This window comes from Allobosea sp. 05T433 (genome assembly GCF_056396065.1).
Genome location: NZ_JBFTKS010000005.1, coordinates 242,795 through 266,502 on the forward strand (window position 1 = coordinate 242,795; position 23,708 = coordinate 266,502).

18 protein-coding genes are annotated in these 23,708 nt (G+C 66.0%); 17 read left to right on the forward strand and 1 reads right to left on the reverse strand.

What is annotated here, in order from left to right; translation table 11 throughout:
• Nucleotides 1-64 precede the first annotated feature (64 nt).
• The 11 genes from AC1DGP_RS09295 to AC1DGP_RS09345 all read left to right on the forward strand — a co-directional run bounded on the left by AC1DGP_RS09295 (nt 65) and on the right by AC1DGP_RS09345 (nt 14,045).
• Complete coding sequence (locus AC1DGP_RS09295) at nt 65-1,042, forward strand: ABC transporter permease (RefSeq protein WP_069877289.1); 978 nt, start codon at nt 65-67, stop codon at nt 1,040-1,042.
• Complete coding sequence (locus tag AC1DGP_RS09300; RefSeq protein WP_441489121.1) at nt 1,039-1,965, forward strand: ABC transporter permease; 927 nt, start codon at nt 1,039-1,041, stop codon at nt 1,963-1,965. The genes AC1DGP_RS09295 and AC1DGP_RS09300 overlap by 4 nt, the downstream gene beginning before the upstream one ends.
• Before the next feature lie 4 nt (nt 1,966-1,969).
• Nucleotides 1,970-2,956 carry an ABC transporter ATP-binding protein gene (locus AC1DGP_RS09305; RefSeq protein ID WP_476832028.1) on the forward strand — a complete coding sequence of 329 codons (987 nt, stop codon included), beginning with the start codon at nt 1,970-1,972 and terminating at the stop codon, nt 2,954-2,956.
• Nucleotides 2,953-3,972 (forward strand): ABC transporter ATP-binding protein, encoded by a 1,020-nt coding sequence (locus tag AC1DGP_RS09310; protein WP_476832029.1) that lies wholly within the window; start codon nt 2,953-2,955, stop codon nt 3,970-3,972. Before AC1DGP_RS09305 ends, AC1DGP_RS09310 begins: the two co-directional genes overlap by 4 nt.
• A 118-nt stretch (nt 3,973-4,090) precedes the next feature.
• Nucleotides 4,091-6,388, forward strand: a complete 2,298-nt coding sequence (locus AC1DGP_RS09315; protein WP_441506633.1) for an NADP-dependent malic enzyme — start codon at nt 4,091-4,093, stop codon at nt 6,386-6,388.
• A gap of 76 nt (nt 6,389-6,464) precedes the next feature.
• Nucleotides 6,465-7,583: an alpha/beta hydrolase family protein gene (locus AC1DGP_RS09320; RefSeq protein WP_441506634.1), complete on the forward strand. Its 1,119-nt coding sequence runs from the start codon at nt 6,465-6,467 to the stop codon at nt 7,581-7,583.
• A 131-nt stretch (nt 7,584-7,714) separates the two neighbouring features.
• Nucleotides 7,715-9,316, forward strand: coding sequence for a peptide ABC transporter substrate-binding protein (locus AC1DGP_RS09325; protein WP_441489116.1), 1,602 nt, complete (start codon nt 7,715-7,717; stop codon nt 9,314-9,316).
• Between the two features lie 65 nt (nt 9,317-9,381).
• Nucleotides 9,382-10,302: an ABC transporter permease subunit gene (locus tag AC1DGP_RS09330; protein WP_441489115.1), complete on the forward strand. Its 921-nt coding sequence runs from the start codon at nt 9,382-9,384 to the stop codon at nt 10,300-10,302.
• A 4-nt stretch (nt 10,303-10,306) separates the two neighbouring features.
• Entirely contained in the window at nt 10,307-11,428 is a 1,122-nt protein-coding gene (locus AC1DGP_RS09335; protein WP_476832030.1) for an ABC transporter permease subunit, read from the forward strand.
• 1 nt (nt 11,429) lies between these two features.
• The gene (locus AC1DGP_RS09340; RefSeq protein WP_441506636.1) at nt 11,430-13,025 is read left to right on the forward strand and encodes an ABC transporter ATP-binding protein; all 1,596 of its coding nucleotides are present in this window, start codon (nt 11,430-11,432) and stop codon (nt 13,023-13,025) included.
• Nucleotides 13,026-13,187: 162 nt separating this feature from the next.
• The gene (locus AC1DGP_RS09345; protein WP_069877297.1) at nt 13,188-14,045 is read left to right on the forward strand and encodes a D-amino-acid transaminase; all 858 of its coding nucleotides are present in this window, start codon (nt 13,188-13,190) and stop codon (nt 14,043-14,045) included.
• Here the strand turns inward: AC1DGP_RS09345 and guaD are convergent.
• On the reverse strand, nt 14,006-15,346 hold the full coding sequence (gene guaD, locus AC1DGP_RS09350; RefSeq protein ID WP_476832031.1) for a guanine deaminase: 1,341 nt from the start codon (nt 15,344-15,346) through the stop codon (nt 14,006-14,008). The two genes, AC1DGP_RS09345 and guaD, sit on opposite strands and share 40 nt — an antisense overlap.
• A gap of 117 nt (nt 15,347-15,463) precedes the next feature.
• Between guaD and xdhA the strand changes: the two genes are divergently transcribed.
• The 6 genes from xdhA to AC1DGP_RS09380 are packed head-to-tail and all read left to right on the forward strand — an operon-like array spanning nt 15,464 to nt 23,699.
• Nucleotides 15,464-16,942 carry a xanthine dehydrogenase small subunit gene (gene xdhA, locus AC1DGP_RS09355; protein WP_476768484.1) on the forward strand — a complete coding sequence of 493 codons (1,479 nt, stop codon included), beginning with the start codon at nt 15,464-15,466 and terminating at the stop codon, nt 16,940-16,942.
• The gene (gene xdhB, locus AC1DGP_RS09360; RefSeq protein ID WP_441506639.1) at nt 16,935-19,286 is read left to right on the forward strand and encodes a xanthine dehydrogenase molybdopterin binding subunit; all 2,352 of its coding nucleotides are present in this window, start codon (nt 16,935-16,937) and stop codon (nt 19,284-19,286) included. The genes xdhA and xdhB overlap by 8 nt, the downstream gene beginning before the upstream one ends.
• Complete coding sequence (xdhC, locus tag AC1DGP_RS09365) at nt 19,283-20,161, forward strand: xanthine dehydrogenase accessory protein XdhC (protein ID WP_476832032.1); 879 nt, start codon at nt 19,283-19,285, stop codon at nt 20,159-20,161. Before xdhB ends, xdhC begins: the two co-directional genes overlap by 4 nt.
• Nucleotides 20,142-21,707, forward strand: a complete 1,566-nt coding sequence (locus tag AC1DGP_RS09370; RefSeq protein WP_441506641.1) for an ABC transporter ATP-binding protein — start codon at nt 20,142-20,144, stop codon at nt 21,705-21,707. The genes xdhC and AC1DGP_RS09370 overlap by 20 nt, the downstream gene beginning before the upstream one ends.
• Nucleotides 21,700-22,779 (forward strand): ABC transporter permease, encoded by a 1,080-nt coding sequence (locus tag AC1DGP_RS09375; RefSeq protein WP_476832033.1) that lies wholly within the window; start codon nt 21,700-21,702, stop codon nt 22,777-22,779. Before AC1DGP_RS09370 ends, AC1DGP_RS09375 begins: the two co-directional genes overlap by 8 nt.
• On the forward strand, nt 22,776-23,699 hold the full coding sequence (locus AC1DGP_RS09380; protein WP_441506643.1) for an ABC transporter permease: 924 nt from the start codon (nt 22,776-22,778) through the stop codon (nt 23,697-23,699). Before AC1DGP_RS09375 ends, AC1DGP_RS09380 begins: the two co-directional genes overlap by 4 nt.
• The last annotated feature ends 9 nt before the right edge of the window (nt 23,700-23,708 follow it).

Here is a 23,708-nt window from a genome sequence, read left to right on the forward strand (position 1 = left end):
CCGGCCACGCTGTTTTGAGCGCTGCGTTCGCGCACACCATCCCGCTTGCGAAGGAACCAACCCGATGGCTGCCTTCATCCTACGTCGCCTGGCGCAGGCCCTCTTCGTCATCGGGGCGATGCTGGTCATCGTCTTCTTCGGCGTGAACGTCGTCGGCGACCCGATCTACATGCTCGTCTCGCCGGAGATGAACCAGGAGCAGATCGCCGAAACGGCCCGCTCGCTCGGCCTCGACCGACCGATCTGGGAACAGTTCCTGATCTTCCTGAAGAATGCCATGCAAGGCGATCTCGGCCGCTCCTTCGTGCATGGCGAGTCCGCGATCAAGCTCATCCTGTCGCGCATGCCGGCGACGCTGGAACTCGCCCTTGTCGCGCTTTTCATGGCGATCGTGATCGGGCTGCCGCTTGGCCTCTATGCGGGGCTGAAGCCGGAGAGCAAGGCCTCGCGCGCGATCATGGCGATATCGATCCTCGGCTTCTCGCTGCCGACATTCTGGGTCGGGCTGATGCTGATCCTCGCCTTCGCCGTCGGATTGGGCTGGTTCCCCGCCACGGGCCGGGGCGAAACCGTCTCCGTCTTCGGCATCGAGACTTCGCTGCTCACGCTCGACGGCTGGCAGCATGTGGCCCTGCCGGCGCTGAACCTCGCACTGCTCAAGATCTCGCTTGTCATCCGCCTGGCACGAGCCGGGGCACGCGAGGCGGCCCTGATGGACTATGTCAAATTCGCCCGTGCCAAGGGCCTTTCGCAGAGCCGGATCATCGGCGTCCACATCCTGAAGAACATCATGATCCCGATCGTCACCGTGCTCGGGCTCGAATTCGGCTCGCTCGTCGCCTTTTCCGTGGTGACGGAGACGATCTTCGCCTGGCCCGGCATGGGCCGCCTCCTGCTGGAGGCGATCACCCGGCTCGATCGACCGGTCATCGTCGCCTATGTCATGGTTGTCGTCGTGCTGTTCGTGACGATCAACCTGCTGGTCGACCTCGTTTATTCCGCGCTCGATCCGCGCGTCCGCCTGACGGAGGCCAGCACGTGAGCGAGACCAGTCTGCCCACGGTCACGACGACCCCGACCGCGCCGGCCAGGGAAGAGACGCCGCTGCGGCGCTTTGTCCGCAGCTTCATCGAGGACCGCGTTGCGCTGATCGGCCTCCTGGTCTTCGCGACGATCGTGCTGCTGGCGCTCGCCGCGCCGCTGATCGCCCCGCAAAACCCCTATGACCTCGCTGCGGTCGATGTGATGGACTCCCGCCAGCCGCCAGGCGCCGTGGCCGGCGAGGGCTTTACGATGTGGCTGGGCTCCGACGGTGTCGGCCGCGATCTGCTCTCCGGCATTCTCTATGGCCTGCGCATTTCGCTGATGGTGGGGGCCTTCTCCGGGCTGATCGCCGCGACCGTCGGCATGACCGTCGGACTGATCGCCGCCTATGCCGGCGGCAAGGTCGAGACCGTGATCATGCGGCTCGTCGACCTGCAACTATCGCTGCCCTCGGTCCTCGTCGCGCTGATCCTGGTCGCTGCGCTCGGCAAGGGCGTCGACAAGATCATCATTGCCCTCGTCATCGTGCAATGGGCCTATTACGCCCGCACGGTTCGCGGCTCTGCGCTGGTCGAGCGCCGCAAGGAATATGTCGAGGCGGCGCAGTCGCTCGGCCTCTCCCATGCGCGCACCGTCTTCCGCCATATCCTGCCGAACTGCCTTGCCCCGGTCATCGTGATCGCGACCGTGCAGACCGCGCATGCGATCTCGCTGGAGGCGACGCTGTCGTTCCTCGGAGTCGGCCTGCCGCAGACGGAGCCCTCGCTCGGCGTGCTGATCGCCAACGGCTTCCAGTACATGATCTCGGGCAGCTACTGGATCTCGGTCTTCCCCGGCCTCGCCTTGCTCATGACCATCGTCTCGATCAACCTGGTCGGCGACAGGTTGCGCGACGTGTTGAACCCGCGCCTGGAGAAGTGAAGCCATGAGCGATCACGTGCTCCAGGTCAGCGATCTCAAGACCCATTTCTTCACCCGCGCCGGCACGGTGAAGTCGGTCGACGGCGTCTCGTTCCATGTCCGTCGCGGGGAAGTGCTTGGCCTGGTCGGCGAATCCGGCTCGGGCAAATCGGTCACCGGCTTCTCGATCATGGGGCTGATCGATCCCCCCGGCCGCATTGTCGAGGGCTCGATCAAGCTCAACGGCAAGGAGCTCGTCGGCCTGGGCGAAGACGAATTCCGGAAGGTCCGCGGTCGCGAGGTCGCGATGATCTTCCAGGATCCGATGATGACGCTGAACCCGGTCCTGCGCATCGACACGCAAATGATCGAGGCCGTCACCGCCCATGACAAGGTTTCGCACAAGGCAGCGCGGGCCCGCGCCCGGGATGCCCTCGCCAAGGTCGGCATCCCTTCGCCCGAAGAGCGGTTGAATGCCTATCCGCACCAGTTCTCGGGCGGCATGCGCCAGCGTGTCGCAATCGCGATCGCGCTGCTGCATCGTCCACCGCTGATCATTTGCGACGAGCCAACCACCGCGCTCGACGTCACCATCCAGAGCCAGATCCTTGCCGAGATGCAATCCCTCTGTGCCGAAACCGGGACTGCCCTGGTCTGGATCACCCATGACCTCGGCGTCGTCGCCGGGCTCGCCGACCGGATCGCGGTGATGTATGCCGGCCGCATCGTCGAGGCGGGCGCGGTCGACCCCGTGCTGGACACGCCCTTGCACCCCTATACCGCCGGCCTGCTCGGCTCGCTGCCGAGCGAGGGGGAACCTGGTGAGATACTGCGCCAGATCAGGGGCTCGACGCCTTCGCTCGCTCGCCTTCCGCAGGGCTGCGCCTTTGCCCCACGCTGCGACTACGCTCAGGGCGACTGCCTCACGATCGCGCCAGCCACGACGGCTTTCCCCGGCGAGCGCGGCGTGCGCTGTCATCATCCCCTGAGCGGAACCGGGGTTGCGGCATGAACGATACACCGATCCTCACCCTCGAAAGCGTCTCGAAGCGCTTCGCCAAACCGCTCGACGCGGCCGCGAAATTCGCGAACTGGTTCGGCGCCGGCAATACCGAAGAGGTCGTGCACGCGGTCGACAGCGTCGATCTCTCGATCCGGGCCGGCGAGGTCGTCGGGCTGGTAGGCGAATCCGGCTGCGGCAAATCAACGCTCGGACGGGTCGTCGCGGGGATTCACAAGGCGAGCGCCGGCCGCGTGAGCTGGCGCGGGCGCTATACCGACGAGATGGGCACCGAGGAGCGCCACGCTGCGACGCTGGCGATCCAGATGATCTTCCAGGACCCGATGTCCTCGCTCAACCCGCGCATGCGGGTCAGCGACATCGTCGGCGAAGCGCCCGTCGTGCACGGGCTGACGACACGCGCCGGCCAGGCGGATTATGTCGACGATATTCTCAATCGCGTCGGCCTCGACCCGACCTATAAGCGGCGCTATCCGCACCAGTTCTCGGGCGGCCAACGTGCCCGCATCGGCATCGCGAGAGCGCTGGCGGTGAAGCCGGAATTTCTCGTCTGCGACGAAAGCGTGGCTGCTCTCGATGTCTCGATTCAGGCCCAGGTCCTGAATCTTTTCATGAAGCTGCGCGACGAACTCAACCTGACCTACCTCTTCATCAGCCACGACCTCGGCGTCGTCCGGCACCTCTCGGACCGGGTCGTGATCATGTATCTCGGCCGTGTCGTCGAGGCCGCGCCCGCCGCCGCCCTCTTCAAGGGGCCGCAGCACCCCTATGCCCAGGCACTGCTCGCCAATGTGCCGACGATCACGGCTMGCAAGAAGCGTTTTGCGCCGGTCAGCGGCGAGATCCCCTCGCCGCTGCACCCGCCATCAGGTTGCCATTTCCACCCGCGCTGTCCGCATGCCGGGCCGCGCTGCAAGGCGGAGCGGCCGGCGCTGAAAACGATCGCGTCCGGCCATGTCGCGGCCTGTCACTTGCATGACGGCGGCGTCGGAGCGATGGCGGCCTGAAGCGATCCTGTCGTTTCGGTTGAATGATTGTTGCCCCCGGCACGCTTGACGGCACCGCGTTTCCGGGCGACCTCCAAGCTGATTTGGCCTTGGGCCGTGGAGCCAGGAACGCAGGACGATGAAAAGCACCTTGTCGACGGATCTTCGCTCGGGCGCGCTCGTCTACCACCGCCTGCCCCGGCCCGGTAAGCTCGAGATCCAGGCAACGAAGCCTCTCGGCAACCAGCGCGACCTGGCGCTCGCCTATTCTCCCGGTGTGGCTGCCGCCTGCGAGGCGATCGTCGACGACCCCGCGGAAGCCGCCGAACTGACCTCGCGCCAGAACCTCGTCGCGGTCATCACCAACGGCACAGCCGTTCTCGGCCTCGGCGATATCGGCCCGCTCGCTTCCAAGCCGGTGATGGAGGGCAAGGCGGTCCTGTTCAAGAAATTCGCCGGGATCGACTGCTTCGACATCGAGGTCGACCAGAAGAACATCGAGAAATTCGTCGATGTCGTTGCGGCGCTGGAACCGACCTTCGGCGGCATCAACCTCGAGGACATCAAGGGTCCCGAATGCTTCGAGATCGAGGAGCAGCTCAAGGCCCGGATGAACATCCCGGTCTTCCATGACGATCAGCACGGCACCGCGATCATCGTCAGCGCCGCGATCCTGAACGGGCTCGATCTCGCGGGAAAACAGATCGGCGACGTCAAGATCGTCGTCTCCGGCGCCGGCGCAGCCGCGCTTGCCTGCCTCAACCTTCTGGTCGAGCTCGGGGCCAGGCGCCGGAATATCTGGGTCACCGACCTTGAAGGCGTGGTCCACAAGGGCCGCAACACGCTGATGGACCGCTGGAAGGAGGTCTATGCGCAGGAGACCGATGCGCGGACGCTCAGCGACGTGATCGGCGACGCCGATGTCTTCCTCGGCCTGTCTGCCGCCGGCGTTCTGAAGCCCGAGATGGCCAAGCGCATGGCGGCGAGTCCGCTGATCCTGGCGCTGGCCAACCCGAACCCGGAGATTACGCCGGAGGATGCGCTTGCCGCACGTCCTGACGCGATGATCTGCACCGGCCGCTCGGACTATCCGAACCAGGTCAACAACGTCCTGTGCTTCCCCTACATCTTCCGCGGCGCGCTCGATGTGCACGCCACGACGATCAACGAAGCGATGAAGCTCGCCGCCGTGCGCGCGATTGCATCGCTGGCGCGGGAGGCCACGTCCGACATCGCGGCGCGCGCCTATGGCGGCGAATCGCAGACATTCGGTGCGACCTCGCTGATCCCGAACCCGTTCGATCCGCGCCTGATCCTGCGCATTGCCCCGGCAGTCGCGCAGGCCGCGATGGATACCGGCGTCGCACGCAAGCCGCTGGCCGATATCGAGGCCTATCGCGAGGACCTGTCGCGCTTCGTCTTCCGTTCCGGCTTCATCATGAAGCCGCTCTTTGCGCAGGCGAAGGCCGACCCCAAGCGCGTCATCTACGCCGAAGGCGAGGATGAGCGCGTGCTGCGCGCCGCTCAAGTGGCGCTGGAGGAAGGCATGGCCGTGCCGATCCTGATCGGCCGCCCGAGCGTCATCGAAACCCGGGTGAAGCGCTTCGGCCTGACGATCCGGCCAGGCATCGATTGCGAGGTGATCAACCCCGAGGATGATCCGCGTTATCGCGACTACGTGCAGACCTATCTCGAGATCGCCGGCCGGCGGGGCATCACGCCGGAGGCCGCACGCGTGCTGGTGCGCACCAACAACACGGTGATCGCGGCACTCTCGGTGATGCGCGGCGAGGCCGATGCCATGATCACCGGCCTGGAAGGGCGCTTCCTGTCGCGGCTGCGGCACATCAAGGACATCATCGGGCTTGCGCCCGGAGCACGCGACATCTCGGCGATGACGCTGATCATCACCAACAAGGGCGCCTTCTTCCTGGCCGACACCCATGTGAAGCATGATCCGACCGCTGAGGAGATCGCCGACATGGCGGTGATCGCGGCGAGCCATGTCTCGCGCTTCGGCATCCCGCCCAAGATCGCCCTGCTCTCTCATTCGGATTTCGGCGCGGCCGACACCCCCTCCTCGCTGAAGATGCGCAAGGCGGTCTGCCTGATCCGCGAGCGCGCGCCGGAACTCGAATGCGACGGTGAGATGGAGGCCGACACCGCCCTCCTGCCGATGGTGCGCGACAGGGTGCTGCCCTCCTCGCATCTCAAGGGCGTCGCCAATGTGCTGATCTTCCCGAATCTCGACGCCGCCAACATCGCCTACCAGTTCGCCAAGGTGCTGGCGGATGCGCTCCCGGTCGGCCCGATCCTGATCGGAGCGGCCAAGCCGGTGCATATCCTGACCGGTTCGGTGACGGCACGCGGCGTCGTCAACATGACGGCCGTGGCCGTGGTCGAGGCGCAGGAACGCGCTGCGGCTTCGCCAGCCTAGTCAGGAGGCGTTGCAGCGGCGCCGTTTCCTGCCATTCTGCGGTGCTCCGGCGGACCGGGATTGCGGGGAACAGGCCATGCGCATCACCAGGATGCTGCTGCGGCTCGCGGCTGTCATGCTTCCGATCCTGGCCGCGGCAGCGGCCAGCGCGCAGGAGCCCCTGCGCGAGGAGAGCACCTTCCTCCGGATCAAGCTCGAGGGGCGTGACATCAGGCTCGAGGCGCTGATCGTCAGGCCGGAGCGTGCTGAGGGTCGCCTCCCGCTGGCGCTGATCACTCATGGCAAATCCTCGAGCAGCGTCAGCATGGGCGATTTGCGGGCGGCGTCCTACGCCACCGTCGCCCGGGATTTTGCCCGGCGTGGCTGGCTCGCAGCCGTCGTCATGCGTCGTGGCTTCGGCCAGTCGGACGGGCCCTTCCCGGCCTCGACCTCCTGCGCCGATCTCGATTTCACCAGCCGATTCGAGGCGGATGCCAGCGAACTCGAAGCCGCCCTGCGGGTGCTGCAACAGCGCGACGATGTCGACCCGGCGCGCGCCATTGCGGTCGGAGAATCGGCGGGAGGCGCGGCGGTCCTGGCGCTCGCCCAGCGCAAACCAGCGGGCTTGCGCGGCATCGTCAATGTCGCCGGCGGCCTGAATATCGACAGCTGTGTCGACAAGGCGCGCGATGCGCTGGTCGGCATCGTCAAGGGCTGGCAGGTGCCCGGCGCGCCACCACAGCTCTGGATCTATGCGAAAAACGACGAGCTGTTTCCGCCCGCGCTCGTCGATCGCATGCGCGGCGCCGCACGCGATGCCGGCGGCGATATCCGCTTCGTCGAGCTCCCCGAAGTCCGGCCCACTGGTCACCTGATCTTCCGTCACGGACAAGCCCGGTTCTTCTGGCTGCGCGAGGTGGACGCGTCGCTGCGTGCCTGGAAGCTGCCGACCTGGTCGCCCGCCCAGGCAAGGGAGCTCTTTGCCAAGCTGGGGCTGACGGCACGCGCCGCCGCATTCGAGCAGTATTTTGCAGCGCCCGGCGAGAAGGCGATGGCGCTCAGCCGGTCACGCAAGCATTTCCGCTACACCTTTGGCTCTCAGACGCTCGATCGCGCCAAGGAAGCGACACTGAACGATTGCGCCAAGGCCGCTGGCGATTGCGTGATCGCCTTCGAGAACGACACGTTCATGCTGCCCTCCGGCGGCGCCCCGTAAACGAAAACGGGGATCAAGACTTTTCCTGCCTGCAAGTTTTTTTCCTGCTTGGCAGCGCGCGAGCAGCGCGCTCTACTCTCCCGGTCATGTCAGGAACAGGCAGGAAGACCTGCCCTCAGGGGAGTTTCGTCATGTTCAGGATCACGCGCCGCGCGGCGCCGCTCGCCATTGCCGCGGCTCTGGCGCTCGCCACCACCACGGTCGCACAAGCCCAGGTCACCTTCCATCGCGGCAACGACTCCGATCCCGAGACGCTCGACGCGCACAAGACCTCGACCGTGTCGGAAGCGCATCTGCTGCGTGATCTCTCCGAAGGGCTCGTCATCCACCACATCAACGGCACCGTCGTGCCCGGCGTGGCCGAAAGCTGGACGATCAGCCCGGACGGCAAGACCTACACCTTCAAGCTGCGCCCTAATGCGAAATGGTCGAACGGGGACGCGGTGAAGGCCTCGGATTTCGTCTTCTCGCTGCGGCGGATGGTCAATCCCGAGACGGGGGCGAAATACGCGAACATTCTCTATCCGATCCTGAACGCGGAGAAGATCAACAAGAGCGACGGGGGCGCGAAGCTTGCCGATCTGGGTGTGACGGCCGTCAATGACACGACGCTCGAGATCAAGCTGGAGCGATCGACCCCGTATTTTCTCGAATTGCTGACGCACCAGACCGGACTTCCGGTCCATCCGGCCTCAGTCGAGAAATTCGGCAGCGATTTCGTCAAGCCGGAGAACTGGGTTTCGAACGGCGCCTATGTGCTCAAGGAGTTCGTGCCGAACTCCCATATCAAGCTTGAAAAGAACAAGGCCTTCCACGACGCGGCCAACGTCAAGATCGATACGGTGATCTATTATCCGTCGCCGGACCTCGCCGCCGCCGCCCGGCGCTTCCAGGCCGGCGAACTGCATATGACGACCGACATCCCCGCCGACCAGATCAAGCAGCTGCGCGAAAAACTGGGCGATCAAGTCAAGATCGCGCCCTATCTCGGCACCTATTTCCTCATCATCAACAGCTCGAAGAAGCCCTTCGACGATGTCCGCGTCCGCCAGGCCCTTTCCATGGTGCTCGACCGTGAGTTCATCGCCGACGAGATCTGGGGTGGCACGATGCTGCCGGCCTATGGCGTCATTCCGCCGAATATCGGCAATTACGGCACGGCCGCCGAAGCCGACTTCAAGAACGCCTCGCCGCTCGACCGCGAGGAGAAGGCCAAGCAGTTGCTCAAGGATGCGGGCTTCGGGCCCGGCATGCCCTTGAAGATACAGCTCCGCTACAACACGACCGACAACAACCGACGCACCGTCATCGCCATTGCCGAGCAGTGGAAGGCACTCGGCGTCGAGACCAGCTTCATCAACACCGACGGCAAGACCCATTTCGCCCTTCTGCGTGACGGTGGCGATTTCGACATCGCCCGCTATGGCTGGATCGGCGATTTTTCGGACCCGCAGAACTTCCTGTTTCTGTTCCTCAGCGACAACAAGGGGTTCAATTCCGGCAAGTACAACAACCCGACCTTCGACGGCTTGCTGGCCAAGGCCGCCGACGAGATCGACCTGACCAAGCGCGCCGCGATCCTGCGCGAGGCCGACGCGATCCTGGCTGCCGAGGTGCCGTGGATTCCGGTGATGTTCTATTCGTCGAAGAACCTGGTCTCGCCCAAGCTCGTCGGCTTCCAGCAGAATCTGCGCGGCGCGCTGCCGACACGCTTCATGAGCCTGAAGCCGTAAGAAACCCGCGTGTCATGGCCGGGCCTGCCCGGTCATGACACCGCAGACGGCCCGGTTCATTCGGAATGCTCTCCTTCATCCTGCGTCGCCTCGCTATCGCGATCCCGACCCTGTTCGTGATCGTGACGATTTCCTTCTTCCTGATGCGCGTCGCACCGGGCGGGCCGTTCGACCTCGAACAGCCGCTGGAAGCGAAGGTGATGGAGAACCTGCGCCGGATCTATCAGCTCGACCGGCCGCTCTATCAGCAATATCTGACCTATCTCGCGGCTTTGATCAGGGGTGATTTCGGCCCTTCCTTCTACTTCCGCGACTTCTCTATCGCCGAGCTCTTCGCGCAGGGGCTGCCGGTCTCGATGCGGCTGGGCGCATCGGCACTCGCTCTTGCCCTGCTAATCGGCGGCCCGCTCGGCGTGCTCGCAGCCTTCCGCCAGAACGAGCATGCCGACCATGCGGTGATGGGTTTTGCCACTGCCGGCATCACCATTCCCAACTTCGTGGTCGCGCCCGTGCTGCAGATCGTCTTCGGGCTGATGCTGGCCTGGTTGCCGGTCGGCGGCTGGAATGGCGGTGCGGTCCGCAACACTATCCTGCCGATCGTGACTTTGGCGCTGCCGCAGATCGCGGTGATCGCGCGGATGACCCGCGCGGCGATGATCGAGACCCTGCGCGCCAACCATATCCGCACCTTGCGGGCACAAGGGCTTTCCAGCGTGACGGTCGCACTGCATGCGCTGCGCGGCGCGGCCCTGCCCGTCGTCTCCTATCTCGGGCCGGCCGCCGCGGCCTTGCTGACGGGCTCGGTCGTGGTCGAGAGCATCTTCGCCGTTCCCGGAATCGGCCGCTATTTCGTCGAGGGTGCGCTCAACCGCGACTACACCCTGGTGATGGGCACGGTCGTTGTCGTGGCGATCTTCGTGCTGGTCTTCAATCTCGTCGTCGACGTTGTCTATGCGCTGCTCGATCCGCGCGTCAGGCTGGAGTGAGCGCATGAGCGAGATCACGCTTGCCCCCCTGCCCGTCACCGGGCGCTCGCTCTGGCAGGATGCGCGCATCCGCCTGATGCGCAACCGCGCAGCGGTCGCGAGCCTGATCGTGCTGGCGCTGATGACGCTGGCCTGCCTGATCGGCCCGTTGATGACCGGGCATCCGCATGATCGGGTCTACCAGGACTATGTCCGTGTGCCCGCCAGCATCGAGAGCTATCCCAAGGCCGAGGCGATACCGGCCGCCGTGCAACGCATCGCCTCACGCGTCCGGGCAACGGCGGGCGATGTCGCAATAAGCCGGGACGGCGTGCGCCTGACGCTGACGTCACAGCGCCCGATCGATCAGCGGCTTCTCGTCTATTTCGATCGCTCAGACCAGTTCGGGACCCCGAAGATCCGGGCCAATGAGGAAGATGGCCGCAGGCTCGCTCTGGAGGTACCGATCAAGCGGCAGCGCTTCTGGTTCGGCACCGATGCCAATGGCCGCGACCTGCTGACCCGCACGCTAATCGCCGGGCGGGTTTCCCTGGCGATCGGCCTGCTCGCGACAGGTGTCGCGCTCGTGATCGGCGTCAGCTACGGCGCAACGGCGGGCTATCTCGGCGGGCGCGTCGACATGCTGATGATGCGCATCGTCGACGTGCTCTATTCGCTGCCCTTCATCTTCTTCGTCATCCTGCTGGTCGTCTTCTTCGGCCGGAATTTCATCCTGATGTTCCTTGCCGTCGGCGCGATCGAATGGCTCGACATGGCCCGGATCGTTCGCGGACAGACACTCTCGATCAAGCGACAGGAATATGTGCTGGCGGCCGAGGCGCTCGGCGTCACGACCGGCGGCATCCTGAGGCGCCATGTCATTCCCAACACGCTTGGCCCAGTCATCATCTATGTCACGCTGCTGGTGCCGAAGATCATCCTGCTCGAGAGTTTTCTCTCCTTCCTCGGCCTCGGCGTGCAGGAGCCGATGACGAGCTGGGGCGTGCTGATCTCGGACGGCGCCCGCTCGATCCAGGGCGCGCCCTGGATGCTGATCTTCCCGGCGAGCTTCCTGGTGACCACGCTGTTCGCGCTGAACTTCCTCGGCGATGGCCTGCGCGACGCGCTCGATCCCAGGGATCGCTGAGATGGGGGACGCTCCGATCCTCGAGATCCGCGACCTGCGCGTGCGCTTCCGGACCAATGATGGGCTGCTCGATGCGGTGAACGGCGTCGATATCGCTGTCGGAGCCGGCGAATTCGTCGCCATCGTCGGCGAATCCGGTTCCGGCAAAAGCCAGACGGTGATGGCCGCGATGGGCCTGCTCGCTGGGAATGGCGAGGTGGAAGGCTCGATCCGCTATCGCGGCACGGAGCTGCTCGGGCTGAAACCCAAGCAACTCAATGCCTATCGCGGCCGGAAGCTCGCGATGATTTTCCAGGAGCCCATGACATCGCTCGACCCGCTGTTCCGGATCGGCAGCCAGATGGCCGCGCCTCTGCGCAAACACCAGGGATTGTCACGCAGCGCCGCGCGGACGCGGGCGCTCGAACTCCTGAAACTCGTCCAGATTCCCCGGCCGCAGGAACGGCTCGATGCCTATCCGCACGAGCTCTCAGGCGGGCAGCGCCAACGCGTCATGATCGCGATGGCCCTGGCCAATGATCCCGATATCCTGATTGCCGACGAACCGACGACAGCGCTCGACGTCACCATCGAGGCCGAGATCCTGGCGCTGATCGCCGATCTCAGAAAGCGGCTCGGCATGGCCGTCGTCCTGATCAGCCACGATCTCGGGCTGGTGCGGAAATATGCAGAGCGCGTCTATGTGATGAAGTCTGGCGAAGTGGTGGAGAGCGGAACCACCGAGGTCCTCTTCGCAGCACCGAGCCATCCCTATACCAAGCTGCTGCTCTCGGCAGAGCCCGCAGGCCATAAGCAACCTGCGCCGAAGGGCGCCCCGATCCTGCTCGAGGCCCGTGACCTGCGCGTCAGCTACGATCTCGGTCGTGGCTTTCTCAAGCGCAGGAACGGCTTGCTCCACGCCGTCGACGGTGTCGATCTGACCCTGCAGCGCGGCCAGACCATCGGCATCGTCGGGGAGTCCGGCTCGGGAAAGTCGACGCTGGGAAAGGCGCTACTCAGGCTCGTGCCGGCCAGCGGGCAGATCCGATTCGAGGACCGGGCGCTGGCGCCGCTCGATCGCTCGCAGATGCGGCCGCTGCGCAAGAGCCTGCAGGTCGTTTTCCAGGACCCATTCGGCTCGCTCTCGCCGCGGCTCACCGTAGGCGAGATCGTCAGCGAGGGGCTGCTGGTCCACGCGCCCCATCTGACGCGCGCCGAACGCGACATGCGCGCGGCGCAGGCCCTGGAGGAGGTCTCGCTCGATCCGCGCCTGCGCAACCGCTATCCGCACGAATTCTCGGGCGGCCAGCGCCAACGCATCGCGATCGCGCGCGCGATGATCCTGCACCCGGCGCTGGTCGTACTGGACGAGCCGACCTCGGCGCTCGATCGTACCGTGCAGAAGAGCATCGTGGCGTTGCTCAAGGACCTCCAGGCCCGCCACGACCTCTCCTATCTCTTCATCAGCCACGACCTCGCCGTGGTCCGCGCCATGGCCGACACGATCATGGTGATGAAGGATGGCAGCGTCGTCGAAAGCGGACCAACCGAGGCGATTTTCGCCGCACCGCGCGAGGGCTACACGCAGAGGCTGATCGCGGCCGCGCTCAAGGCGTAAACGGAAGATATCCGGTCCGGCCCGGTGGCCGTGGCGGTCCTCGTCCCTTCGGCGCGGCAGTGTTGCGCCCGACGCCGATCTGCAAGCCGGCTTTGGCACTCGCCTCCCGCCCGCGCCTCCGCTACCAATGCCGACGTTCCTTCAACCACGAGACCGAAGCCGATGAGCCGTATTGTCTATGTGAATGGTGAGTACCTGCCCGAGGAAGAGGCCAGGATCTCGATTTTCGACCGCGGCTTCATCTTCGGCGACGGCATCTACGAGGTCTCGGCGGTGCTCGGCGGCAAGCTGGTCGACTGCGACGCGCATCTTGCCCGTCTGGAGCGCTCCTGCGGAGAAATCCGGCTCGCCCTGCCCTGGTCGCGCGCCGAACTGACCGCCATCCATGAGGAGCTGATCAAGCTCAACAATATCGACGAGGGCGGTATCTATCTCCAGGTCTCGCGCGGCGCTGCCGACCGTGACTTCGCCTTCCCGAAGGATGTGGCGCCGACCCTGGTGATGTTCTCGCAGGCCCGCAACCTGAGCGAGGCCCCCGCCGCCAAGACCGGCATCAAGGTCGTCTCCTGCCCGGACCTGCGCTGGGCCCGCCGGGACATCAAGAGCGTCAACCTGCTCGGGCCGGTGCTGGCCAAGCAGTTCGCCGCCGAAAGCGGCGCGCAGGAAGCCTGGCTGGTGGAAGATGGCGTCGTCACCGAAGGTGCGTCCTCGACCGCCTGGATCGTCAAGGGCAAGACGCTGATCTCGCGGCCGCTCTCGAACAAGGTCCTGCCGGGCATCACCCGCAAGGCTGTTCTGGCTTTCCTCGCCGAAACCGGCTTCACCTTCGAGGAACGCACGTTCACGCTGGATGAGGCGCTCGATGCCGAGGAGGCCTTCATCACCTCGGCCAACAGCTTCGTGATGCCGGTGGTCTCGATCGACGGCCATACGATCCACAATGGCGCGCCGGGCCCAACCGCGATCCGCCTGCGCGAAATCTATATCGACTTCGCCAGGAAGGGCGGCGTGCTGGGCTGATCGCCCACACGCTCCCCCGCGACATAGGTCGCGGCGACATTGCGCTCGTCACCCAGCGTGACGAGCACGAAGAGTTCCTCGGCGAGATCGCGCGCCGTTTCCAACCGGTGCGCCATGGCCCGCGTCGCTGCCGGGTCGAGCACCACGACATCCGCCTCGCGGCCGGGCTCGATCGAGCCGATGAGATGATCGAGCCCCAACGCCACCGCATTGCCGCGCGTGATGGCATGGAGCGCCGCGAACGCGGAAAGCGACTGGCCCTGCAGCTGCAGCACCTTGTAGGCCTCGGCCATGGTCCGCAACATCGAGTAGCTGGTGCCGCCGCCGATATCGGTCGCGACCGCAACCCGTACGCCTTCCCGCTTCGCCCGGGCCCAGTCGAACAGGCCTGAACCGAGGAAGAGGTTCGACGTCGGACAGAACACGGCGACAGCTCCGGCCTCGGCAAAAGCACGCCATTCATGCTTGGTCATGTGGATGCAGTGGCCCAACAGGCTCTTGCGGCCGAGCAGGCCGTAATCCCGATAGATGCCGGCATAATCATCGGCATCCGGATAGAGCTGGCAGGCCAACGAGATCTCGGCCTGGTTCTCGTTGATATGGGTCTGGACGAAGCAGTCCGGATGTTCAGAGGCGAGTCGCCCGGCAGCGGCCAGCTGCTCCGGTGTCGAGGTCACCGCAAAGCGCGGCGTGATCGCATAGAGCTGGCGTCCCCTGCCGTGCCAGCGCTCGATCAGGGCCTTGCTGTCGGCATAGCTGCTCTCGGCCGTATCGGTCAGCGCCGCCGGGGCGTTGCGGTCCATCATCACCTTGCCGGCAATCATCCGCGTGTTGCGGCGCTCCGATTCGGCGAAGAAGGCTTCGGCCGATTGACGGTGAACGGAGCAGTAGACGGCCGCCGTGGTGGTGCCGCTCGCCAGCAACTCGTCCAGCAGGAACCGCGTCAGCTTCTCCGGATGTCCCTGCTGCGCCAGCTTCTGCTCCTCGACGAAGGTGTATTTGTTCAGCCACTCCATCAGCTGCGCACCATAGGAGGCGATCACCTGGGTCTGCGGCATGTGCAGATGCGCGTCGATGAAGCCCGGCATGATCAGGTTCGGCCGGTGATCGACGATTTCCGCCTCTTCCGGCAGCGTCGGCAGCAGCTCCGATGCGGCGCCGACGGCCTTGATCAGTCCGTCGGCGATGACGACCAGGCCATCCCCGATGAAGCGATGCGCCGCGTCGCCGGAGGTCTCGGGATCGCCGACGAACCAGAGCAGGCGGCCACGCAGGGCGCGAAGGCGACGGTCTTCGTTCACAGGCTCGTGCTCCGGCTCAAAATCACGTCATATCTGCACCAAATCAAAGCTTTCGGCCAAGCGTCGAACATGCCTAATCTGGAGGCATGATTTGGATCTGTGAGCGGCCGGGCCGCCATGCGTGAGATAGTGCGCTTCCTCTACGGCGATGAGCTGGTCGAGATCGCGTCCAGCGATCCGACCCAGACGCTGCTCGACTGGCTGCGCCTCGAGCGCCGCCGGACCGGCACGAAGGAAGGCTGCGCCGAAGGCGATTGCGGAGCCTGCACCGTCGTCGTCGGACGACTCGACGGCGGCCGATTGCGTTATGAGGCGATCAACGCCTGCATCCGCTTCCTGCCGACGCTCGATGGCTGCCATCTGCTCACCATCGAGCACCTGAAGGGCGCGGACGGCCGTCTGCACCCGGTGCAGCAGGCGATGGTCGATTGCCACGGCTCGCAATGCGGCTTCTGCACGCCGGGCTTCGTGATGTCGCTCCTTGCGCTCTGGCTGAACGAGCCGGCGCCGGAGCTGGGGCGAATCGAGGACGCGCTCGCGGGCAATCTCTGCCGCTGTACCGGCTACGAGCCGATCATTACCGCGGCCCGTCGCCTCTACGAACACGCCGACCGGACGCAGGATCGCTTCGCGCTTTCGGTGCCCGGCATCGCCGCCCGGCTGCACGCTTTCGCGGATCAGGAGACGCTGACACTCGCCCATGGCACGCGACGCTTCCTGTCGCCGGCGACGGCCGATGCCCTCGCCGATCTCGTCATCTCCCATCCCGAGGCCGTTCTCGTCGCCGGCGCGACCGATGTCGGTCTCTGGATCACCAAGGGGATGCAGCAGCCGCAAACCATCATCCATCTCGGCCGCGTCGAGGACCTGCGTCCAATCAGCGACGAGGGCGATCATCTGCGCATCGGCGCCATGGCGAACCATATCGATGTCCGCACGGCACTCGCGGTGCTCTCGCCGCAGCTCGACGAGCTGATGCGCCGCTTCGGCGGCGAGCAGGTGCGCAATGCCGGGACGATCGGCGGCAATATCGCCAATGGCTCACCGATCGGCGATCTACCGCCTGCGTTGATTGCGCTTGGTGCAACGCTGCTGCTGCGGCGCGGCAGCGAGCGACGCGCGCTGCCGCTGGAAGCCTTCTTCCTCGACTATCGCAGCCAGGACCGGAAGCCAGGCGAATTCGTCGAGGCCGTGCTGGTGCCGAAACTGCAGAATGACGCTCTGTTCCACATTTCGAAGATCTCAAAGCGCTTCGACGAGGATATCTCGGCGGTGTGCGGCGCCTTCCTGCTGCATCTCGACGAAGCCAATCGGGTGAGCGAGGCACGGCTCGCCTATGGCGGCATGGCCGGTATCCCGAAACGGGCCGCCGCCGCGGAAGCCGCGCTGCTCGGGAGGGATTGGGACGAGGCTGCGGTCGCTGCCGCCATCGCCGCCCTGCCCCGGGATTTCACACCGCTGACCGACATGCGCGCCTCGGCGGCGTACCGGCTGAAGGTGGCCGGCAATCTCCTGCGCCGGTTCCTGATCGAAACGACGGCGCTTGACGTCGACACGCGCGTCGCGGGCCTGCTTGCGGAGGCTGCCCATGGCTGACGCGCGCAAACGGCTTGAGACCGAGGTCGTGGCCGGGCCGCTCGGCCGGACCAGCAATCATGATTCCGCCGCCAAGCATGTCGCGGGTGAAGCCCTCTATATCGACGATATCGCCGAGCCGGCCGGCCTTGCGCATGCCTATCTCGGCCTTTCCCAGGTCGCGCATGGGCGGCTGATATCGCTCGACCTCGCGGCCGTGCGCACGGCCCCCGGCGTTCTCACCGTGTTGACGGCCGAGGATATTCCGGGCGCGAACGACATCAGCTCGACGCATCGACATGACGAGCCTGTCTTCACGACGCAGAATATCCTGCATCACGGCCAACCGCTTTTCGCGGTTATCGCGGAAACCCGGGATCTGGCGCGCCGCGCCGCCGCGCTGGCCAAGGCGGCCTATGAGGAAGCCGCTCCGCTGCTGGATGTCGCAGCGGCCCGCGCGGCCGGCGGCGAGCTTGTCACCGACCCGCTGAAGCTGGAGCGCGGCGATGTCGCGGAAGCGCTTGCTGCCAGCCCGCGCCGGCTCAAGGGGTCGATGGAGATCGGCGGGCAGGATCATTTCTATCTGGAGAGCCAGATCGCGCTCGCCATCCCCGGCGAGGACGAAGACATGCTGGTGCTGTCCTCGACGCAGCATCCGAGCGAAGTCCAGCACATGGTCGCGCAGGTGCTCGCCGTCGGCTCCCACGCCGTCACCATCGAGGTCCGGCGCATGGGCGGCGGCTTTGGCGGCAAGGAGACGCAGGCCAATCTCTTCGCCTGCGTCGCCGCGCTCGCTGCCCGCAAGCTGAAGCGCCCGGTAAAGCTCCGGCCCGACCGCGACGACGACATGGTCATCACCGGCAAACGCCATGATTTCGTGGTCGATTACGAGATCGGCTTCGATGACGAGGGGCATATTCACGCGGTGGACGCGGTCTATGCGGCGCGCTGCGGCTGGAACGCCGATCTCTCGGGCCCGGTCACCGACCGCGCGCTGTTCCACATGGACAATTGCTATTTCTACCCGGCGGTGCGCGGACGTTCGCAGCCCCTGCGGACCAACACCGTTTCGAACACGGCCTTTCGCGGCTTCGGCGGCCCCCAGGGCATGGTCGGAGCGGAACGCTTCATCGAGGAGGTTGCTTTCGCGACCGGGCTCGACCCGCTCGAGATCCGCAGGCGCAATCTCTATGGCGCGGTCGGTCGCGACATCACGCCCTATCACCAGCAGGTCGAGGACAATATCGCCGGCGACGTGATCGCCGAACTTGAACGGCGTTGCGATTACCGCGCGCGCCAGGCGGGGATCCGTGAGGCCAACCGCAAGAGCCCGGTCATCAAGCGTGGCATCGCGCTGACCCCGGTCAAGTTCGGCATCTCCTTCACCGCGACCTGGTACAATCAGGCAGGCGCCCTGGTGCATGTCTACACGGACGGCACGGTGGCGCTGAACCATGGCGGTACCGAGATGGGCCAGGGCCTCTATGTGAAGGTGGCGCAGGTCGTGGCGCAGGCTTTCGGGATCGGCCTCGACCGGATCAAGATCACCGCGACGACCACCGGAAAGGTGCCGAACACCTCGGCGACAGCCGCCTCCTCCGGCTCCGATCTCAACGGCATGGCCGCGCTCGATGCCTGCGAGACGATCAAGGCGCGGCTCATCGCCTTCGCGTCGAAGCGCTGGGAGGTTTCAGCCGAGGAGATTGCCTTCCTGCCGGGCCGGATCAGGATCGGCACGCAGGAGATGAGTTTCGCCGAATTCGTCGCGGCAGCCTACATGGCCCGCGTCCAGCTCTCGGCGACCGGCTTCTACGCGACGCCGAAGATCCATTGGGATCGCAAGGCCGGGCGTGGCCACCCGTTCTATTATTTCGCCTATGGCGCGGCTGCGGCCGAAGTCGCGATCGACACGCTCACCGGCGAATACAAGGTCGAGCGGGTCGACATCCTGCATGATTGCGGCACCTCGCTGAACCCGGCGATCGACAAGGGCCAGATCGAGGGCGGCTTCGTGCAGGGCATGGGCTGGCTCACCACCGAGGAACTCTGGTGGGACGACAACGGCCGGCTCAAGACCCATGCGCCCTCGACCTACAAGATCCCCGTCGCCTCCGACCGGCCGCGGATCTTCAATGTCGACCTGCTCGAGAACGCCCCCAATCGCGAGCCGACGATCCACCGTTCCAAGGCGGTCGGGGAGCCGCCGCTGATGCTGGCGATCAGCGTGCTCCACGCCTTGTCGGACGCGGTCGCGAGCGTCGGCAATCATCGCTTCTGTCCCCGTCTCGACGCGCCGGCGACGCCGGAGCGTGTACTCGATGCGGTCGACCGCATGCGGGAACAGGTACGGGGCGCGGCGCCATGACCGGGCTGGCGACTTTCCTCGAAGCCCATCTCGAGCAAGGCGCCATCCTTGTCAGCATCGAGCGCGCCGAAGGATCGACCCCACGCGAAACCGGCGCGACGATGGTCGTCACCCCCGAGGGCAATTCCGGGACGATCGGCGGCGGCCAGCTCGAATTCCACTGCGCCGACATCGCCCTTGAGATGCTGGCGAGCGGCGAGACCTCGCGACGCCTCGATATTCCGCTTGGGCCGCAAATGGGCCAGTGCTGCGGCGGCCGGGTCGGTGTCGTGCTGGAGCGGGCCAGGCCGTGCCATCTCGCGACTCTCCAGGCCGCCGAAGCGGCAAGGTGCGCAGCGCAGCCTGCCGTCCTCATCCTCGGCGCCGGCCATACCGGGCGCGCGCTTGCCGAGGCCCTCATGCGCCTGCCGCTGACGGTCATTCTGATCGACGACCGCGAAGCCCAGATGCACGATCTTCCCGTTGGTGTCGCACCGCTACGACTGGACGACCCGGTCGAGGCGATCACATCGGCCCAGCCCGGCACCGCCTTCGTGATCCTTTCGCACAGCCATGCGCTCGACTACCGGCTGACCGAGGCTGCGCTCCTGCGCGGGGATGCCGCCTATGTCGGCATGATAGGCTCGGCGACGAAGCGCGCTCGCTTCGCTGCCAGCTTCCGCCGCCGGCACCCTGCAAGCGATGCCCTGGCGCGCCTGACCTGCCCGATCGGCGGGGATGATGTGGACGACAAGCGCCCTGAGGTCATCGCCGCCTTGACGGCAGCCGAACTGGTGCGGAGCTTGCTTGCCAAGCAACAGGCTTCCGGGCAAAGCGTGGCGCAGGGCCGACAGGGTCCGGGGAGAAGGGCAGGAGATGACGGCGTCGCCGCATGACAGGACGGATACGCCGCCCCGGCTCGTGCTGTCGGGCATCTCCAAGAGCTTTCCCGGCGTGAAAGCCAATGACGACATCAGCTTCAGCGTGAAGCCCGGCGAGATCCACGCCCTGCTCGGCGAGAACGGAGCGGGCAAGTCGACGCTGGTCAAGGTCATCTACGGCGTTCAGCAGGCCGATTCGGGCAGCATCTCCTGGGATGGCCGGCCTGTTTCGGTCCCCTCGCCCAAGGCGGCGCGGCGGCTCGGCATCGGCATGGTCTTCCAGCATTTCTCGCTGTTCGACGCGATGACCGTGATCGAGAACATCGCGCTCGGCCTCGACGAGGCCGTGGATCGCGAGGAGCTGAAGACCCGCGTCGCCAAGGTTCTGCAGAGCTATTCGCTGCCGCTCGATCCCGAGCGCGAGGTCCATACGCTCTCGGTCGGCGAACGGCAGCGCATCGAGATCGTCCGCTGCCTGCTGCAGAAGCCGAAGCTCCTGATCATGGATGAGCCGACTTCGGTCCTGACACCGCAGGAGGTCGAGCGTCTGTTCGAGACCTTGCGGCAGATCGCGTCCGAAGGCTGCTCGATCCTCTACATCAGCCACAAGCTGCACGAGATCAAAGCCTTGTGCGACACCGCCACGATCCTGCGCGCCGGCCGGGTCGTCGCGACCTGCGACCCGCGGCAGGAGACGACACGGCGCATGGCCGAGCTGATGATCGGCGCCGAATTGCGGCAGATCGAGAACGCCCATTCCGGCAGGATCGGCAAGCGCCGACTGATCGTGTCTGGTCTCTCCCTGCCCGGCGAACCGCCTTTCGGCACGAGCTTGCGCGACATCAGTTTCGAGGCACGGGCCGGCGAGATCCTCGGCATCGCCGGCGTCGCCGGCAATGGCCAGGCCGAGCTGCTCGGCGCGCTGTCCGGCGAGCGCCTCAGTGCGGTGCCGAACGCCATCATGCTCGACGGCAAGCCCGTCGGCAGCGAGGGAGCGGGCGAGAGGCGCAGCGCCGGCCTCGCCTGCGTTCCGGAGGAGCGCAACGGACACGCCGCCGTGCCGGATTTCTCGCTGGCCGAGAATGCCATCCTGACGGCGCGCTACCGGCTGCCACTGGCACCTCGCGGCTTTATCCGCCTCGGAGCGGTTCGGCGCTTCGCCCAGGCCGTCATCGGCCGGTTCGATGTGCGCACCACCGGTCCAGGCTCTCCGGCCCGCTCATTGTCCGGCGGCAATCTGCAGAAATTCATCATGGGCCGCGAGATCGGCCAGGAACCAGGTGTCCTCGTGGTCTCGCAGCCGACCTGGGGGGTCGATGCGGGCGCCGCAGCGGCGATCCGGCAGGCGCTGGTCGATCTGGCGGCGAAGGGCTCTGCGGTCGTGGTGATCTCGCAGGACCTCGATGAACTGCTCGAGCTGGCAGACCGGCTCAGCGTCATCAACGAGGGCCGGCTCTCGCCGCCCCGCCCGGTCGCGGAGCTCGCGATCGACGAGATCGGCCTGATGATGGGCGGCATTCACGGCGCAGCCCAGCCCGAAGGAGCGCCGCTTCATGCTTGAATGGCGCCGCCGCCGCGAACCAAGCCGGGCGATGCTCTATCTGAGCCCGCTGATCGCGATCGCGCTCACCATGGCGACCGGCGCGTTGGTCTTCACGGCGATGGGTTATGACGGGCTGACCGCGGTCTTCGACTTCTTTCTCGTACCCTTCCTCGAGCCGCATCGCTGGCCGGATCTCGGCGTCAAGGCGGCGCCGCTGGTGATGATCGCGCTCGGCCTCGCCATCGGTTTTCGCGCCAATGTCTGGAATATCGGCGCCGAGGGCCAGTACATCATGGGCGCCATCGCCGGCACCGGCGTTGCCCTCGCCACCTATGAGATGAGCGGCTGGTGGATCCTGCCGGCCATGGCTCTAGCCGGCATCCTCGGCGGCATGGCCTGGGCTGCGGTCCCGGCGCTGCTGCGCGTCAGGCTTCAGGTCAGCGAAATCCTGACCAGCCTGATGCTGACCTATGTCGCGGTGCAGGTGCTGTATTATCTCGTGCGCGGCCCGTGGAAGGATCCGGACGGCTTCAACTTCCCGCAGACGCGGATGTTCACGGCCGATCAGACGCTGCCGGTCGTCATCCCCGAGACGCTCGTCCATCTCGGCATTCCGCTCGCACTCGTCATTGCCGTCATTGCCTGGCTGGTGTTGGAGAAGACGACCGCGGGCTATGCGGTGAAGGTTGTCGGGCTCGCACCGGCTGCGGCGCGTCACGGCGGCTTCAGCGCCGAACGGACGACCTGGGTGACGTTGCTGATCGGCGGCGGCCTTGCGGGTCTTGCCGGCATCTTCGAGGCTGCAGGCCCGTTCAGCCAGCTTACCCCGCAGTTCCCGGTCGGCTACGGGTTCACCGCCATCATCGTCGCCTTCCTCGGCCGCCTGCACCCGCTGGGCATCGTGCTCGGCGGCGTCGTTCTGGCGGCAACCTATGTCGGCGGCGAGATCGCCCAGACGACCGTGCGTCTGCCCCAGGCCGCGACCGGCATGTTCCAGGCGATGCTGCTGTTCTTCCTGCTCGCGACCGATGTGCTGGTCCGTTATCGCATCGCCTTCCGGGCGAGGCCGGCGAAAGTGGTGCCGCGATGAACAGCGTCATCCTGGTCTCGATCATCATGACGCTCGTCGCAGCGTCGACACCGATCCTGCTCGCGGCGCTCGGCGAGCTCGTCGTCGAGAAGTCGGGCGTGCTCAATCTCGGTGTCGAGGGCATGATGCTGACCGGGGCCGTCGCCGGTTTCGCGGTCGCCTTCAGCACCGGCAGCGTTGCGCTCGGCCTCATTGCCTCCGTTATCGCCGGCATCGCAACCGGGATGATCTTCGCCGTGCTGACGCTCAGCCTGACCGCGAACCAGGTCGCGACGGGCCTGGCGCTGACGATTTTCGGCGTCGGCGCCTCCTCGCTGATCGGCGCCGGCTTTGTCGGCCGCACGATCGATCGTCTGGGGCCCCTGTTTCCCGAAGCGCTTTCCAGCCATCCCTGGCTGCGTGCGCTCTTCGGGCACGACATCATCGTCTATCTCTCGCTTGCCCTGGTTCTCGGCGTGAGCCTCTTCCTGCGCAGGACGCGCGCCGGATTGATCCTGCGGGCGGTCGGCGAGAATGACGCATCGGCCCATGCCATCGGCTATCCCGTCATTGGCATCCGCTATGCGGCGATCGCCTTCGGCGGCGCGCTGGCGGGCCTCGGCGGCGCCTATTTCTCGCTGGCGCTGACGCCGATGTGGGCTGACCGCCTCACCGCCGGGCGCGGCTGGATCGCGCTCGCGCTCGTCGTCTTCTCCGCCTGGAAACCCGGCCGGCTCCTGCTCGGGGCCTATCTCTTCGGCGCGGTGATGACCTTCGAGCTTCAGGCCAAGGCTGCCGGCATCACCTGGCTCGCGCCGGAGGTGCTGGCGATGGCCCCCTATCTTGCGACAATCCTGGTTCTGACGATGATGTCGCTCGGTCGCAAGACGGGCCGGCTCGACGCGCCCGCATGTCTCGGCAAACCCTTCTCGGCGTCCTGACGGCGCCGC

Bases quoted from the DNA above. Each gene is read 5' to 3' on its own strand.
- AC1DGP_RS09295 (WP_069877289.1), top strand. From the start codon at position 65: ATGGCTGCCTTCATCCTACGTCGCCTGGCGCAGGCCCTCTTCGTCATC.
- AC1DGP_RS09305 (WP_476832028.1), top strand. From the start codon at position 1,970: ATGAGCGATCACGTGCTCCAGGTCAGCGATCTCAAGACCCATTTCTTC.
- AC1DGP_RS09315 (WP_441506633.1), top strand. From the start codon at position 4,091: ATGAAAAGCACCTTGTCGACGGATCTTCGCTCGGGCGCGCTCGTCTAC.
- AC1DGP_RS09320 (WP_441506634.1), top strand. From the start codon at position 6,465: ATGCGCATCACCAGGATGCTGCTGCGGCTCGCGGCTGTCATGCTTCCG.
- AC1DGP_RS09325 (WP_441489116.1), top strand. From the start codon at position 7,715: ATGTTCAGGATCACGCGCCGCGCGGCGCCGCTCGCCATTGCCGCGGCT.
- AC1DGP_RS09330 (WP_441489115.1), top strand. From the start codon at position 9,382: ATGCTCTCCTTCATCCTGCGTCGCCTCGCTATCGCGATCCCGACCCTG.
- AC1DGP_RS09335 (WP_476832030.1), top strand. From the start codon at position 10,307: ATGAGCGAGATCACGCTTGCCCCCCTGCCCGTCACCGGGCGCTCGCTC.
- AC1DGP_RS09340 (WP_441506636.1), top strand. From the start codon at position 11,430: ATGGGGGACGCTCCGATCCTCGAGATCCGCGACCTGCGCGTGCGCTTC.
- AC1DGP_RS09345 (WP_069877297.1), top strand. From the start codon at position 13,188: ATGAGCCGTATTGTCTATGTGAATGGTGAGTACCTGCCCGAGGAAGAG.
- xdhA (WP_476768484.1), top strand. From the start codon at position 15,464: ATGCGTGAGATAGTGCGCTTCCTCTACGGCGATGAGCTGGTCGAGATC.
- xdhB (WP_441506639.1), top strand. From the start codon at position 16,935: ATGGCTGACGCGCGCAAACGGCTTGAGACCGAGGTCGTGGCCGGGCCG.
- xdhC (WP_476832032.1), top strand. From the start codon at position 19,283: ATGACCGGGCTGGCGACTTTCCTCGAAGCCCATCTCGAGCAAGGCGCC.
- AC1DGP_RS09370 (WP_441506641.1), top strand. From the start codon at position 20,142: ATGACGGCGTCGCCGCATGACAGGACGGATACGCCGCCCCGGCTCGTG.
- AC1DGP_RS09375 (WP_476832033.1), top strand. From the start codon at position 21,700: ATGCTTGAATGGCGCCGCCGCCGCGAACCAAGCCGGGCGATGCTCTAT.
- AC1DGP_RS09380 (WP_441506643.1), top strand. From the start codon at position 22,776: ATGAACAGCGTCATCCTGGTCTCGATCATCATGACGCTCGTCGCAGCG.